Raw genomic sequence first — 13,820 nt, forward strand, 5'->3', positions numbered from 1 at the left:
TTATTCCTCTAAGTTATCAATTTTATTCGTTATGGTTTCCCATTTTTCTGCATCTGGCATGGGGTCTTTTTTCTGGTCAATAAGAGGCCAGATGTCAGCATATTTAGCATTGATTTCTTTCATGTGTTGTTGGTTTTCTGGTAAGTCTTCTTCTGAATAGATTGCATTAATAGGGCATTCAGATACACATAAATTACAGTCAATACACTCTTCTGGGTTGATAATAACCATGTTAGGACCTTCGTGGAAGCAATCTACAGGGCATGCTTCTACACAATCAGTGTATTTACAGTTGATGCATTGGTCGCTTACGATATAAGCCATTTAGTCCCTATAGTCAAGTTATAACTTGGATTACTCTAGCAAAATAGTATTTAGAAATCCATGTTTCTCAATTATTCCGTCTAGGTTTTTTATGATTAGCAGGCTTTGCTTTTTCTCTAAGCGTTTTAGTATGTTCTTTTTGTTCATTATCATTTTTGGTGCTAATAGTTGATTGAACTTCGTCTATTATACGCTTAATCCGTTTTTCAATTTTTTCATTTGCTGGTGTAGCCATGTTTTCTCTCATTATTTTATCTAGTTATAATTCAAAAAATGCTAATGTCAGGATTTATTATTCATTAAGATAAAGAATAGTTATTGACGGAGGGTGTGAACTTTTTTAATATGACTCTATGAATGAAATGATCGAAAAATTACAACAGGTATTGGGGCCAGATGTGTCGCTTCTTTCTGATGGTGCGCATTGGAAGGTGATTGTTCCCCATAGTGCTGTTGCTGGGGATACACGGGTAGCATATCATCGTAAGATAAAAAAAGTATTGATACCATGGTTCGATTCTGGGGTGATTCATGCATTGACAATAGAGGTTAAATGAAGGGGAATGATGAGTGAAATAAATCAAAAAATTGAAGCATTAATTAAAGCAAATAAAGTTGTTTTGTTTATGAAAGGAACGCCTGATGCCCCACAGTGTGGTTATTCCGCTCATGCAGTTGCAATACTTAGAGCTCATAAGTGTGATTTTTTTGGAGTAGATATTCTAGCGTACCCTGATTTAAGATCTGGGTTGAAGATTTATAGCGACTGGCCTACATTTCCTCAGCTCTATGTAAATGCTGAGTTTCAGGGTGGTGTTGATATTATGTTAGAGATGCATCAAGAGCAGTCATTATCTGCTGTCTTATCTGCGACTATTAGTAGCTAGCACTCGTCTCTTAGCTGGTATATTGCTTTATATTTATTCATTTCAGCTTTTTCTGATTCACTTCTTTTTTTACTGCGACGCATTTGATCAAGAAGAACATCAGCTTTGCAGATAAAGTACCGTATTAGTTGTCTTTTAAGGGAATGAAGCATATACCTTCCTGAATGGGCTATTTGTTTATCGTATGTTTTTAGCTCTATATAATCAATAATAGATTTGTTTTTGTCATTAATTCTGACTTTTCAGAATATCTCGTTAAAAAAAGATTAGTTATTTTGAGATTAAAAATGCAAGAAAAAGACGAAATAAAACTAGTGGATGCTATTATAGCTAAGCTGGATCAAAACAAGGACAGGCTAACTGAAGTAGCAAAGTCAGATGATCAAAAGAGGCGAATTGAATCACTCTTCGAGGCGGATGATGAATATGCCATTGATATGCTCAAGGAGGATAATTTGGGCGTTCTGCCAGCACCAATGGAGTCTTATGATGATAATAGTCTGTATGCAGACCCCATACCATATACTTATCGAGAATTGTATAAACCAACACTAGAAAGTCTGAAAGCAGAGGCTGAAAGTCAAAAGTATATAAAGGGTTCAACGGTTATGAATCTAGACTGGAGTCAGTTCGATATCGATCAGATATTAAATATGTGTTTCGATGAGCTAGTGTCAGAGTTTGATCAACAGAAACTGAAAGCATATCTCATCACTAATGTTTTAAACTCATGTGATCTATCTATGATGTACTCACTAAAGCAGCCGCAGTCAGCAGGGCAAAAGTTAATCAATAAAATTAGAATTTTATATTATCAACTTAGGACTAAGATTAGCGGTAATAAGCATAGTATTGGGGGAAAGGTTTTATTAGGTAAGGTACTATCACAGCGTGATGCTATGGTTGCCATGAATCGATTAAAGAGTTTTAGCATTAAGGGTGAAGAAGATAGTTTAGCTAATAATTTTATTTCTGAAAGCTATAAACCAGCTGCAGAAAGAAAGCAGCGAAATCCTAACTAGTAGCAAAAACTTTGTCGCTAGATGTGGATTGTTTGACTATCTCTATGTGAATACTTATACTTTTTTACAAGAATTAATGTTTAAGGGAGTAGCGTGGCTACTAAGCAACAAGAATTGTTTTTTCAACAATCAATCGATGTAATTGATGACTTGTTTTTGACAAAAACAGGCAGTACTGAGCGGGTGAGTCAGCTCAGGAAAGGAAGTGAGGTTGATATTTGTCAGTTAGCTATTTTACTAGAAGATTTTCTGGTTGATCAGTTGATGCTATCTGATGTATACGCTGGGTTGCAAAGTGAGATAGCCGGTTCCAATAAGGTTGCTCAATTTCATTTTAAGCATGTAAAACCTGCATTACGTAAGAAGATTAATCACTCAGAGACCAGTAAGCCCAAATGGGCGGATCATGTGAATCAATATATTATCGATAGCCATATAGATTTAGAGGCTGTAGTTAATTATTTAAATAAGCATAGTTCATGTGAGATCCTACAGTGGTGTCAGTGGGTTTGGGTCAATCAGATAAGCCCTTTGTGTGGATCTGATCTTTTTACCATTCATAAGAAAAAAGATTTTAAATCTTTGGTTGAGGTAGCACCAGATCATGAGCCCCGTACTAACCTTCAGTGGCCTGGGTTAACTGAAGATACGAATCAAATAACCAAAGAAAGTCATTATTGTATTTATTGTCATCATAAAGATAATGATTCATGTAGCAAAGGCTTGCGCTATAAGAAGGATCCCGGTCAAGTCTATCAAAACCCGTTGGGGGTTAATTTAACAGGCTGCCCATTAGGCCAAAAAATATCAGAAATGCATGAATTAAGACGGGATGGGTATTTAATTGCAGCATTAGCTGTCATCATGATAGATAACCCTTTGTGTGTAGCAACAGGTGATCGGATTTGTCGTGATTGTATGGATGCATGTATTTACCAGAAGTTTGATCCAGTTAATACACCGTGTGTAGAAAGTGATTTATTACAAAAGGTTTTGTCACTGCCATATGGGCCTGAAATTTATTTACTATTACTGAGATGGAATCCGATAAGACAACAATTATTCAAGCCATTGCAAGCTAAGGGACGTCATGTTGCGGTTGTTGGGATGGGGCCAGCAGGGTTTGCGATGAGTTATTATTTGTTGATGTCTGGAGTATCAGTATTAGGAATAGATGCAACAGGATTGACGCACTCATCAAAAGATGTGTTTGATCCTATTTACTCACTCGATCAAATTAATGGCGTTGCTCCTAAAGGATTTGGGGGTGTAATGGCCTACGGTATAACGGCAAGGTGGAATAAATCACTTCTTAATTTGGTATGGGTTGGTCTCAGTCGTTTTAAGGCAATGCAGTTTTTAGGTCATACACGCTTAGGTGGTGGAATTACAATCTCAGATTTGTTAGCAAGTGGATTTGACCATGTCGTTCTAGCAACAGGGTCTGGTTTGCCTAAAAGTTTATCGGTGCCTGGGGCTTATGCTAAAGGTATGTATCATGCAAATGAGTTCCTAATGCAATTACACTTATTTGGGCAGATTCAGCAAAAAGCCAGTCATCACTTCGAACTACCATTGATTGTTATTGGAGGAGGGCTAACAGCTGTTGATGCTGCAGTTGAGGCTCAAGTTTGCTATTTAAACTGGGTGCTAGAGGTTGTATTTTATTTAGACCAGTTTGGAGCGTCCGAGCAATATAGGCAATGGTTGGCTGTACAGTCTGATAAAGTGCGTACACTTTTTGGGGTGTGGCATATGCATGGGACTTTGGTTCGTCAGTACAAGGCTCGTAATCAAAGTATTAAGCCATTGCTTCGTGCTTGGGGTGGGGTTAGTATTGTATACCACAGAGCAATGAATGAGTCTTCAGCATATCGACAAAATCATACTGAGCTTGCAGATGCGATTGCGCAAGGTGTTGCGTATGAGTCTGATTTTCAAACGAAGCGTATTTTAACTAATGATACTGGCCATATAATAGGTATTACAGGTACTCAAGCAGGACAAGAGGTGTCTTTACCTGCAAAGCGTATTTTAGTTGCTATTGGTACTCAGCCGAATGTTGCCTATTATTATGAAAATAGGAAAGAGCTAAAATTACAAGGTGAATATTATGCATTGTCTGGCGGGTTTGCGGATACCCAGTTAAGTACGAAGCAGGTCAGTGTTCTAGGAGACTTACACCCTGACTATCAGGGGAGTGTAGTAAAGGCTTTGGCTTCTGCAAAAGAGCATTATCCTCATTTGTTAGATCAATTGCCGATTGGTAGAGCCGTTAAGCCTACTTTATTGGTAAATGATGTGGTATCTCGAAATCAAATAGATGCTGATATGAGTGCACTCATTATCACTCAATCATTAGGTGTTGAAGAGGGTATGCTATACCGAATTTTATGTCAGTTGGGAGATAATGCTTTTTATGTCAAGGCTGTTGTCGTCTCCATTAATGACGGGATTGAGCTATGGGTTAATCACAAGCAACATAATGGTGATTTATTTTCTAGGTCCAAGGTTGTTGGAGTCATGGGACCATCAGGTACACGCTTAGTTTCTAAAAACACTGAAAGACTAACCATTGTTATCGACTCAGATCACAGGGCATGGGGTATTGCAGCAGCAAACTATATGAAAAGAAGGGGGCTTTCTTATGAGCTGGTCTCTCATGAGTCACTAGACCTAGAGCAGTTTGGGTATTACGTATCCCATGAGCCCAGCTATATAGAAGGATCGGTTTTATATTGTGTTTCGGGCCAGCATCTAAAGAATGTGCATTTGAAACTGTCTAAATCTATGACTGTTAAGCAAGCAGTAGCAGTGGTTGATGGACCTATGATGTGTCTTTTAAAAGGTGTTTGTTCACAGTGTATACAGTGGCAAATTGATAAGCAGGGGCAACGTGTTAAAACAGTATTTAGTTGTTCATGGCCTGCCCAGCCTATTGAGTTGATTGATATTGATCATTTAAGTGTAAGACAAGAAGAGGATGTAATCGCACAATCAGTAAAAACTTTTGGGAAAATATGTGCTAATTGGTCTAAGTCAGGGGTAGCTTGAGTTTTAATATTAATATGCTAATATAATGTTACGGGGGCGACTATGGTTTCGACGTTCTTTACGAAGCTAATGGTGCATGCCGAGCAATGCTGAATATCTCGTTAAAAGGGTCAGTACTTAAAGTAAATGCAAATCAAAAGAGAAGCGTTGAAGCAATAGCTGCTTAAGCTTATTGTTTCCTTTCAGTATGAGATTGTCTATTGTCTCACTCTGAGAGTCATATTTAGATAGAATCGCTTATATGCCTTCTCCGTATATAAGTTAAACTTAGAGATCGCTCATACGATGGTATGGCTGCTGATCTTGTATGGGTTAAACCAAACAGCAGTACTAAGCATGTAGAGCTAGAGGCCTAGACTGTGCGGACGCGGGTTCGACTCCCGCCGCCTCCACTGAACTGGAGATAATATGTTTGATAGAGAGATGTTAACGTATTTAGTATGCCCGGCAACGGGAAGTGCTTTGAAGTTATCAAAAGATGGGCAGTGGTTAATATCAAGAGTTGCTAAGTTAGCATACCCAGTTTTAAATGGTGTACCCATCTTGCTTGAGGGTAAGGCTAAACAATGGAGTGAAGATGATGAGTAATATTTTTTTACAGATGATATCTGGAGAAGTAAAGGTTGATTTTGTCTATGAAGATGAACAATGTATTGTGATTGATGATGTTAATCCACAAGCACCTATTCATATGTTGGTTATCCCTAAAAAACCAATTGAGCGCTTATCTGAAGCTAGTCCGCAAGATTCTGCATTGTTGGGGCACTTGCTTACAGTTGTGCAAAAGATGGCTAAAAATAGAGGGTTAGATAGCTTCAGGGTGGCAATTAATGATGGTGTAGATGCTTGCCAGAGTGTGTATCAGCTACATATTCATGTTATGGGTGGGAGAGGTTTTGCTTGGCCACCGGGTTAAATCAATCAATAATCCAAGCTTCATCGCTACGTGAAAATATATTGCCGAGTATCTTTTTAATCAAAGAAACAGCAGGTATCGCGAGTAAAATCCCAATAGGTCCAAATAACCCCCCTCCAATCATAATAGACAGCAAGGCGCCAGGAAGGTTAATACCTAGTTTGTTTCCAAGTAGCCAAGGCGCTAAGATTAGGCTCTCAAATGTTTGTATGCTTCCATATAAAATGACAATTTTAATAATAGGGTAATAGCTAGCACCATAGGTAGCGATCATGGTAATAAGTGCAACTGTAAATGATAAAATAAAACCTGCGGCGGGGATGATGTATAATAGTCCTGTCATGATACCCAAGGTAAAGGAGTAAGAGCTTCCCACAAGGCCTAACCCTATTGTATATAAGATGCATAGAATGATAATCAAGGTTCCTTGTCCTGAAATCCAGGTAGTTAGTGTATCATTGAGGATGCTGATAAACCATGAAACTTCTTGTCTAATGGCAGCAGGTGTCCAGTCAATAAAGTTATGTACTGCTCTTTCTCCATCTTTGAGTGCAAAGAAAAAGAATAAAGGAATGAATAGCATGCTTGTGAAGAATAGTATGATATCTAAGGAATGCTGTATGGTGTTAGTGAGTAGTTTAGGTAATGCATTGAGTGATGTAATATCTTGTGTATCAATAATTCGGTCAATAATAGCTTGCCAGTTCGGAATTTGTAGTTGAAGGCCATAGTCAAGTAATAGCTTATTAACAAGTAAATAAGCAGATTCAATGCTAGATGGAAGACTCTGAATAAATTTACTAAACTCTTGTATTAGTACAGGAATGCCTTGGAGCACTAAGGCTAACATAAATATAAGAAGTAGGAGTGAAACGGTAACGGTTGATCCAAGACTGCTAAAGCCAATTTGTTTGAATGATTGTTGTATTGGTTTTGTGAGGTAAACTAATGCTATTGCAAGAGAAAGAGGGATTAAATAGCCTTTTAATCCATAGGTAATAATCGCAAGACTTAAGAAAGAAAGACTTGAGAATAAAATAAGTATGCGTTGTTTGGGTGATGTCATGCTACATGCTCCTTTGCTGCTTCATCTCTCGGTTTTGCTCTCGCTTTTGGTCGCGCTCTTTGATGGTTTGACGTTTATCGTGTGCTTTCTTACCTTCACCAACTGAAATTTCTAGCTTCACTTTCCCTTTTTTAAAATACATTTTAATGGGTACTAGGGTTCTCCCTTTTTGTTGGCAGAGCCCTATTAGTTTACTAAGTTCGTTTTTTTTCAGTAATAGTTTTCTGCTTCTAAGTGGATCTGCTTTGGAGTATGTGTCGGTAGTGCTTAGCGGAGTAATGGTTGCATGTATCAGCCAGGCTTCCCCCTTTTTAATAGAAACATAGCTTTGTGCCAGTTGTACATGATTTTTACGGATAGCCACGACTTCCCACCCTTGTAGTACAAGGCCAGCTTCGTACCGGGCTCCTAGTTCATACTGAAACCCAGCCTTACGATTACTTGCAATGGTGCTTGATGTTTTTTTTACCATGATCAGTAGGATGTTGAATAGATATAGTATATTATAAACTGTTTTAGGATAAAAGAATAGCTGATATATGGCCATATTTAAAAGGAGTTATTTCGTAAACGCTTCCCCGAAAGCAGTATTCAATTTAGTGAATGATACAGAGTATTATAAGCATATGTTGCCATATTGTTTGGACTCAGGGGTGGTTGAGCTTATTTCTGATCATGAAAAAGAAGCCTTTTTGGTGATCGGATATATGGGGTTTACTTACCGGTTAGTGACGAATAATACTCTGTATCCTCATCATAAAATAAAAGTTCGCTCTTTAGCCGGAGACATTGATTTAATTGAGGGGGAGTGGATTTTTGATCAGGAAGGTGATGGAACAAATGTCTCGGTTGTCTTTGAGTATCAATTTACAAATGCTATTGTTGGCAAAGTATTTGAAGTTGCGCTGGAGAAAATGCTATCGGAGTTAATTGAGTCTTTTGAAAACCATTTAGAACGTTACTATGAGTGAGACAAAACGTTTTTTTGAGTTATTAGTATATTATTATACTGCAGATAAGTCTCAGTTTATTGATTTTATAGGGGATTACTTGGAAGTCGAATCTGAGCTCAATATGGATTCCGAGTTGATTATAGATTATGGAGACCGTGTAAAAAAGTTAGGATTATTGTTCTTTAAGAGTCACCCTGATTTAAGAAACCAGTGTGTAGCTCGTTGGTTAGTGCATCTTAATAATGAAGATATGACGATTTTTATAGCACAAATAAAGCAGCTGATGAGCAAAATTGATCCTAATATCCTGATTCATCTGTGTAGCGAACCTTCACTTTTTTTATCTCCTCAAGATTTGTATGCGCAGTATGAGCCTCTGATCCCACTGTTTGATTGTGCAGAGTCATTGCTGTGTTGGAAGGCAGTACTTGATTACCCTCCTGTTGAGGAGAAGTTGGCATATATCTTACACAGAGTGGGTGCTCAACTTATTTTTATAAATAGCACATGGGTTAGAATATCAGCGATCAAAGAGCAGGTCATTAGTTATTTAGAAGCGTGTATTAACAATCCTTTTATTCCAGATGCAGTAGTGAGTCGCGCTGTAAGGTTAATGCGTTTAATCGGTCATGATGTGGCGTCAAAATATTTCACTGCGTTGTTAGGTCGTTGTGTACGTCATCACAAAAATTATGAGATAGTAGAAGCCCAAGAAATGTGGAGCTTGCTCAGTGATGATTGTATGGAGGTAGCATTTAACTATAATCAATGCATGGATATGATACATTTATTCCTTAGGGCAGATCTGGTCATAGACAATCGGTTACAAAAGCAAATATATGCGCAATGCATGGTAGTAGACAGTTCAATTTCAGAAAAAATTGATATGCTGAAGCTGGTATCAGAAATATCAAGTGTAGCAAGCGCTAGGTGTTTACAGTCACTGTTTGTTAATATACCTAAGAAGCTAAAGTTAGCTGATGTGTACAGGTTGGACTCAATAGTCAGTAACAACCAGGAGACACTTAGTGATATTGAAACGCATTATCAAATTATTGACCTACCGTCGAGTAGTGCAGAGATTACTGATTGCTTAAAAGTTTGGTACTTATGTTCCCCAGATTTATTATGTGTTAATCATTTACTGGCTGCAAAAGAAGAGTTATTGCTTTTAAACGTTAGTGATTTAGTGAGTGTTTTTAAAGGACTTAAGAAACATGTGCTTGAATTACAGCTTAGGGATGATGTTGCAGAGGTACTTGAATTTTGCATAGCAAAGATTAATGGTAATTTTCACATGACACATTGGTTGTTCTTTTTTAATTTAATGAGTGAGTTCAATTATTTTACTAAAGAGCGTGTGACGCGTGTTTATGCATATCTAGCTTATGATTTAAAATCGTATCAAATACAGCGTACTCGACAGATTCCTACACTGAGTAATATATTTTATTCATTATCTTTGTCAGGCTTTCGGGTAGATCAATCAGAGCACTTAGATCACCCTAAGATGCGGCTTTGGCGACAAATGGTGTTTGCACATAGAGGCTGGCAAGAAGCACATTTAAAGGAGTTCTGTGCGAAGCTAGGGCAATTTGAAAAATTATTAGTAAAGTTAATTAACGATAAAGATGGCGTGGCCAGTATGGCTTCTGGCTATGATCTGTCATCAAGGCAGGGGCTCGATGAATCAAGGATTGACGAGTCTACGCCATTAATTGTCCGTGGTAATATTCAAACGTCAAATGAAAGTGTGGATGATTTACAGGGGTATACAGAGTTTCATGTCAACTATATAAACAGTCAATTTGATATACTTAAACAAGACTATGTTCTTCCAGTACTAGTGCAGCTATTAGGTCAAGTGGGTCAACCCCTTAAAATGCGTAAAAAGTCGAAGTGTCGGTGTTTTGGGGGGAGGAAATTAGGCAAAAAGTTTCTGCATCATATAATGGTTGTTTATCATATGATTGAATTTAAAATAGAGGCAAGTGGCACTGACTTAAATTCAGGGTTTTGGATGAGGTCTACTGCAGATTACCGTCCTAGAAAGAGGGCGTTAGCAGTAGTTCGCTCAAAGCATATTAAGGCTGCACAATTGTTAGCTCCAGTACTTGGTGAATTAGAAGGTGAGTTATATCGTGTTGCAATAAAAGCAGATTTAGAAAAAAGACCTGGAGGGGAAGTCTATGATTTTTGTTTTTAAGCGATATAATTATCTTTATTTTTTAATAACTAAGTTAATGTTTTGGGATAAATTTGGTAAGTTGTTTAATATTTGTTATAGTAGCACGAGAATAATGTATGAAAGAGGAGTTTGTAAAATGTTAAGATCATTGCTTTTGTCGAGTGTGCTTCTAGTCTCCAGTATGGGTATGGTACATGCTGATTCAGTAGGGCTAGTTATTAATGGATCTGTATATACCAGTGATGATATCACTGATGAGATTGAATCATTAGCTAAGTTCTCAGGTAATTTGGATGCAGTGCATCAGAATGAGTTTAGAACTCCAGCTATGAATATGCTCATTGTTCAGTATTTAATTGAAGATTTTTCCAGACTAAATAATATTGCGTTGACTGAAGAAGAAGCGGATAATGCATGGTCAATGTATCTGAAGGGTATTGATACAACAGAGGATGATTATATAACAGAGCTTAAAGAAAAAGATCTGTCTTTGGAATGGGTTAAGGCTCATGTATTAAGACAAACACTTACACAAAAGGTGGGGATGCTCGCATTGGGTAATAAAATCAGAGTAACTGAAGATGAGGTATCTGATTTCAAAACTAAAATGTTAGCAGTAAACGCAGAGCATTTAATTGAAGCATGGATATTGCCACCAGAGCATGAGCTTGCAAATATCCAGTCTATCAAAGAGATCAAGGCAGAGTGGGCAAAGACAGGGCTGCATCCAGAAATTGGGGAACTAGTTCAATTGGGTTGGGCAAAAAGTGAAAACCTACCCGGTATTTTTTTAGAAGCAATAAAGGATGTGCAACCAGGTAACTTGGTAGGACCGGTACGGAGTAAGCATGGATATCATATACTTAATTACCGAGAGGTTAATCAGCCTGAAATGCCGGATGATAGTGTTATTGAGATGATGCTAATGAACCAAAAGTTTATGCAGAATTTTAATGTGTGGGTTGAAGACTTAAAAAGTAAAAGCTCAATCATTCAGAAAGTTTAGTGACCGGGTTTAAAAAGAAAAAGCGCTTTGGACAGCACTTTCTGAAAGATAAAGAGTTACTCAATATGATCTCGGGGTATGGAGGGCTAGATGCATCTAGCCTGTGTCTAGAGATTGGTCCGGGTCGGGGTGCATTGACAATACCCCTGTTAAAAACGGGGGCAAAGGTAGTTGCTGTAGAAATTGATCAAAGCTTAGAGCCTCGGTTACAAGATATTAAGCGGAAACATAAAAACTTTGATTTTTGTATGGCAGATATTCTGACTGTTGATTTATATCAATTATTAGGGGGAGCCCAGCGTTTCACGCTAGTATCAAATTTACCTTATGAAATATCAACGCCATTAATTTTTTATATGGCGTCTTATCTGGATCATTTACAGATGATGGTGTTGTTACTACAAAAAGAAGTAGTTATGCGGATGGCTGCATCAGTAGGGACAGCAGAATATGGTCGGCTATCTGTTATGAGCCAGATATATTTTGAGGTGACACCATTAATAGAAGTTCCGCCTGAGGCATTTTCTCCACCTCCTAGTGTCTGGTCACAAGTTGTTGTATGTAAGCCAATAAAGGTAGAAGTATCTGATATAGATTCGTTTTCTGAGTTTGTCCGCTATATGTTTACGCATAGAAGAAAGATGGTTAGGCAAAGGCTAAAAGATTTTCTTACAGAGGATGATTATAGCACTTTAGGGTTAAACTCAGATGCGCGTCCACAAGATATCAGTGTGACTGATTATATTCGAGTATTTGAATGCTTGGTTCAAAAGGGGGCTGGTCTACCTAAGTAGTGCTGCCGGAGACAGGATTTGAACCTGCGACCTACTAATTACGAATCAGTTGCTCTACCACTGAGCTACACCGGCTTTACTTCACTCGAGTATAGCTAAGCTTGTGGCTTTTTGCAATTTAGTATTTATAATGTTATAAGTATATAATCATTCGAGTTTATTTCCATGGCTGATGTTTTTTCACAAAGCCCTCAAGCAATATTAAAGCAAATGTTTTTGCCTATGGCATTAGGATTTATGATGCTAATGTTGATCGATTTCACAGATGTAGTCATTGCGCAAATGATATCTGATCATGCACTAGCAATCCTTAGTTATTGTTTCCCAATTATCTATTTTATATTGGCTGCGGGGATTGGTTTAAATCAAGGGCTAACTATAGTCGGCTCTCGTGTTTACGTCAGTGATAAAGATGAGTTATGGAGTTACGTTTGGCATACCGTTTGTTTGGCTATGCTTTTAACCTTCGCACTTGTTCTCTTGGTTTCTTTAGGGCTATCAATGCAGTGGGTAGATCCAAATTTCATTCCCTATATGAATGAGATATCCAGTTTTATTTATAGGATTATGTTTGCCATTTTCCCAATGTTTTTATTGTTGATTTTGTGTGCGCTTGTGCAAATACAATGCCGGACTCATATTATAAGGGATACATTGGTTATTATGCTAGGTGCTACATTGTTGCTTCACCCTCTGATTGCATTGCCACTGAGTACAGAGTCATTACTTAATGGCATTCAACCTTTATTAGATCTTGAGTTTCTTAATGGTTCAGGAAAGCTTATTGGACTGGGTTTGGGATTAAATGGGATTGCAATTTCTAAATGTATCGTAACAGCAGTGGGTATTATCTTTGCGGCTAAGAATGGACTTAGCGGTGTTGCAATTAATGATTTTAAACTTTCTCGTAGCAAATTTTATAGGTTAGGTAAAAATGTTTTCCCAGCTATTTCTATACAGCTTTTAATTCCTATTTATTTATATGCGCTTAATTTATTTGTTGCTGATTATGGAATTTTAGCTACAGCAGGTTTTGGGCTAGGGTATCGGATCGCTATGCTAATTGTCGTTCCGGTATTAGCAGTTCTGATTGCGCTTATGGTGTTAATTTCTCATTATCATGAAGAAAAAGCATATGCGGCATTAAAAACGGTTCTTGATATGGCAATTAAGAAAGGATGTGGAATTATATTCTTTATATTATTTATTACAGCACTCGTTAGCTCATATCTAATGAGCTGGTTTGGAATAACGCCAGAGATCGCTCAGGTTGCCTCTTCATATTTATGGTTGACAGTTATTCTGACCATCTTTGAATACATAGTAGGTGTTGTAGTTGTGTTATATCAAGCCATGTTACAGCCAGCTAAAGCCTTATTGATGGCGCTAACAAAAACAATTATATTCCCGATTCCTGCATTGTTTATTGCTAACTATTTCGGTAGCTCAATAATAAGTATTTGGTTTGCATTGTTATCTGCATTCTCAATTTCAGGGATAATAGCGCTTTACAGGCTCAGGCAAGAAAACAAAAAATGGGCAGCGGCTTAATGATGGTGCTGTGAACACGGTATTGCAGTTAGATTTGTTATTCTAAATAATAATAGAAT

The 13,820-nt window shown here is 37.6% G+C and carries 16 protein-coding genes, 1 tRNA gene and 1 other RNA gene; 12 read left to right on the top strand and 6 right to left on the bottom strand.

The features are described 5' to 3' along the window. Together fdxA and MMH89_RS00625 are read right to left on the bottom strand one after the other, a co-directional pair. Positions 1 to 324 (bottom strand): ferredoxin FdxA, encoded by a 324-nt coding sequence (fdxA, locus tag MMH89_RS00620; RefSeq protein ID WP_258568453.1) that lies wholly within the window; start codon positions 322 to 324, stop codon positions 1 to 3. Between the two features lie 67 nt (positions 325 to 391). Continuing rightward, positions 392 to 559, bottom strand: coding sequence for a hypothetical protein (locus MMH89_RS00625; RefSeq protein WP_258568454.1), 168 nt, complete (start codon positions 557 to 559; stop codon positions 392 to 394). A gap of 118 nt (positions 560 to 677) precedes the next feature. Here MMH89_RS00625 and MMH89_RS00630 point away from each other — a divergent pair, with 118 nt between their 5' ends. After that, positions 678 to 881, top strand: a complete 204-nt coding sequence (locus MMH89_RS00630; RefSeq protein WP_258568455.1) for a BolA/IbaG family iron-sulfur metabolism protein — start codon at positions 678 to 680, stop codon at positions 879 to 881. 9 nt (positions 882 to 890) lie between these two features. Continuing rightward, positions 891 to 1,211 (top strand): Grx4 family monothiol glutaredoxin, encoded by a 321-nt coding sequence (grxD, locus tag MMH89_RS00635; RefSeq protein WP_258568456.1) that lies wholly within the window; start codon positions 891 to 893, stop codon positions 1,209 to 1,211. On the opposite strand, the gene MMH89_RS04935 is transcribed toward grxD, so the two are convergent. Then, positions 1,208 to 1,363, bottom strand: a complete 156-nt coding sequence (locus MMH89_RS04935; protein ID WP_425491979.1) for a CBU_0585 family protein — start codon at positions 1,361 to 1,363, stop codon at positions 1,208 to 1,210. The genes grxD and MMH89_RS04935 overlap by 4 nt on opposite strands. Positions 1,364 to 1,498: 135 nt before the next feature. On the opposite strand from MMH89_RS04935, the gene MMH89_RS00640 reads away from it, so the two are divergent. The 5 genes from MMH89_RS00640 to MMH89_RS00660 all read left to right on the top strand — a co-directional run bounded on the left by MMH89_RS00640 (position 1,499) and on the right by MMH89_RS00660 (position 6,203). Further along, the gene (locus MMH89_RS00640; protein WP_258568457.1) at positions 1,499 to 2,233 is read left to right on the top strand and encodes a hypothetical protein; all 735 of its coding nucleotides are present in this window, start codon (positions 1,499 to 1,501) and stop codon (positions 2,231 to 2,233) included. A gap of 93 nt (positions 2,234 to 2,326) precedes the next feature. Then, entirely contained in the window at positions 2,327 to 5,287 is a 2,961-nt protein-coding gene (locus tag MMH89_RS00645) for an FAD-dependent oxidoreductase (RefSeq protein WP_258568458.1), read from the top strand. A gap of 32 nt (positions 5,288 to 5,319) precedes the next feature. After that, positions 5,320 to 5,682, top strand: a transfer-messenger RNA (tmRNA) gene (ssrA, locus tag MMH89_RS00650). Between the two features lie 13 nt (positions 5,683 to 5,695). Beyond that, a complete protein-coding gene (locus MMH89_RS00655; protein WP_258568459.1) occupies positions 5,696 to 5,875 on the top strand; it encodes a Trm112 family protein in 180 nt (59 codons plus the stop codon). Next, positions 5,868 to 6,203 carry an HIT domain-containing protein gene (locus MMH89_RS00660; protein ID WP_309477197.1) on the top strand — a complete coding sequence of 112 codons (336 nt, stop codon included), beginning with the start codon at positions 5,868 to 5,870 and terminating at the stop codon, positions 6,201 to 6,203. Before MMH89_RS00655 ends, MMH89_RS00660 begins: the two co-directional genes overlap by 8 nt. A gap of 1 nt (position 6,204) precedes the next feature. Here the strand turns inward: MMH89_RS00660 and MMH89_RS00665 are convergent, their stop codons facing one another. Together MMH89_RS00665 and smpB are read right to left on the bottom strand one after the other, a co-directional pair. After that, the gene (locus tag MMH89_RS00665) at positions 6,205 to 7,269 is read right to left on the bottom strand and encodes an AI-2E family transporter (RefSeq protein WP_258568461.1); all 1,065 of its coding nucleotides are present in this window, start codon (positions 7,267 to 7,269) and stop codon (positions 6,205 to 6,207) included. A 1-nt stretch (position 7,270) separates the two neighbouring features. After that, entirely contained in the window at positions 7,271 to 7,741 is a 471-nt protein-coding gene (smpB, locus tag MMH89_RS00670; RefSeq protein ID WP_258568462.1) for an SsrA-binding protein SmpB, read from the bottom strand. A 67-nt stretch (positions 7,742 to 7,808) separates the two neighbouring features. On the opposite strand from smpB, the gene MMH89_RS00675 reads away from it, so the two are divergent. The 4 genes from MMH89_RS00675 (at position 7,809) to rsmA (ending at position 12,210) form a co-directional block, all read left to right on the top strand. Then, positions 7,809 to 8,240 (top strand): type II toxin-antitoxin system RatA family toxin, encoded by a 432-nt coding sequence (locus MMH89_RS00675; protein ID WP_258568463.1) that lies wholly within the window; start codon positions 7,809 to 7,811, stop codon positions 8,238 to 8,240. After that, positions 8,233 to 10,428 carry a hypothetical protein gene (locus MMH89_RS00680; protein ID WP_258568464.1) on the top strand — a complete coding sequence of 732 codons (2,196 nt, stop codon included), beginning with the start codon at positions 8,233 to 8,235 and terminating at the stop codon, positions 10,426 to 10,428. Before MMH89_RS00675 ends, MMH89_RS00680 begins: the two co-directional genes overlap by 8 nt. Before the next feature lie 118 nt (positions 10,429 to 10,546). Continuing rightward, entirely contained in the window at positions 10,547 to 11,416 is an 870-nt protein-coding gene (locus tag MMH89_RS00685; RefSeq protein WP_258568465.1) for a peptidylprolyl isomerase, read from the top strand. Continuing rightward, a complete protein-coding gene (gene rsmA, locus MMH89_RS00690) occupies positions 11,416 to 12,210 on the top strand; it encodes a 16S rRNA (adenine(1518)-N(6)/adenine(1519)-N(6))-dimethyltransferase RsmA (protein WP_258568466.1) in 795 nt (264 codons plus the stop codon). Before MMH89_RS00685 ends, rsmA begins: the two co-directional genes overlap by 1 nt. A gap of 3 nt (positions 12,211 to 12,213) precedes the next feature. On the opposite strand, the gene MMH89_RS00695 is transcribed toward rsmA, so the two are convergent. Continuing rightward, a tRNA-Thr gene (locus MMH89_RS00695) sits at positions 12,214 to 12,285 on the bottom strand. A gap of 90 nt (positions 12,286 to 12,375) precedes the next feature. On the opposite strand from MMH89_RS00695, the gene MMH89_RS00700 reads away from it, so the two are divergent. Beyond that, on the top strand, positions 12,376 to 13,761 hold the full coding sequence (locus MMH89_RS00700; protein ID WP_258568467.1) for an MATE family efflux transporter: 1,386 nt from the start codon (positions 12,376 to 12,378) through the stop codon (positions 13,759 to 13,761). The last annotated feature ends 59 nt before the right edge of the window (positions 13,762 to 13,820 follow it).

It is taken from the genome of Candidatus Comchoanobacter bicostacola (assembly GCF_024172705.1).
In the GTDB taxonomy this organism is placed as follows: Bacteria; Pseudomonadota; Gammaproteobacteria; order Comchoanobacterales; family Comchoanobacteraceae; genus Comchoanobacter; species Comchoanobacter bicostacola.

What these genes read in the sequence shown, in the direction of transcription:
- fdxA (WP_258568453.1), bottom strand. Translation starts at nt 324, where the DNA reads ATGGCTTATATCGTAAGCGACCAATGCATCAACTGTAAATACACTGAT.
- MMH89_RS00625 (WP_258568454.1), bottom strand. Translation starts at nt 559, where the DNA reads ATGGCTACACCAGCAAATGAAAAAATTGAAAAACGGATTAAGCGTATA.
- MMH89_RS00630 (WP_258568455.1), top strand. Translation starts at nt 678, where the DNA reads ATGAATGAAATGATCGAAAAATTACAACAGGTATTGGGGCCAGATGTG.
- grxD (WP_258568456.1), top strand. Translation starts at nt 891, where the DNA reads ATGAGTGAAATAAATCAAAAAATTGAAGCATTAATTAAAGCAAATAAA.
- MMH89_RS04935 (WP_425491979.1), bottom strand. Translation starts at nt 1,363, where the DNA reads ATGCTTCATTCCCTTAAAAGACAACTAATACGGTACTTTATCTGCAAA.
- MMH89_RS00640 (WP_258568457.1), top strand. Translation starts at nt 1,499, where the DNA reads ATGCAAGAAAAAGACGAAATAAAACTAGTGGATGCTATTATAGCTAAG.
- MMH89_RS00655 (WP_258568459.1), top strand. Translation starts at nt 5,696, where the DNA reads ATGTTTGATAGAGAGATGTTAACGTATTTAGTATGCCCGGCAACGGGA.
- MMH89_RS00660 (WP_309477197.1), top strand. Translation starts at nt 5,868, where the DNA reads ATGAGTAATATTTTTTTACAGATGATATCTGGAGAAGTAAAGGTTGAT.
- MMH89_RS00665 (WP_258568461.1), bottom strand. Translation starts at nt 7,269, where the DNA reads ATGACATCACCCAAACAACGCATACTTATTTTATTCTCAAGTCTTTCT.
- smpB (WP_258568462.1), bottom strand. Translation starts at nt 7,741, where the DNA reads ATGGTAAAAAAAACATCAAGCACCATTGCAAGTAATCGTAAGGCTGGG.
- MMH89_RS00675 (WP_258568463.1), top strand. Translation starts at nt 7,809, where the DNA reads ATGGCCATATTTAAAAGGAGTTATTTCGTAAACGCTTCCCCGAAAGCA.
- MMH89_RS00680 (WP_258568464.1), top strand. Translation starts at nt 8,233, where the DNA reads ATGAGTGAGACAAAACGTTTTTTTGAGTTATTAGTATATTATTATACT.
- MMH89_RS00685 (WP_258568465.1), top strand. Translation starts at nt 10,547, where the DNA reads ATGTTAAGATCATTGCTTTTGTCGAGTGTGCTTCTAGTCTCCAGTATG.
- MMH89_RS00700 (WP_258568467.1), top strand. Translation starts at nt 12,376, where the DNA reads ATGGCTGATGTTTTTTCACAAAGCCCTCAAGCAATATTAAAGCAAATG.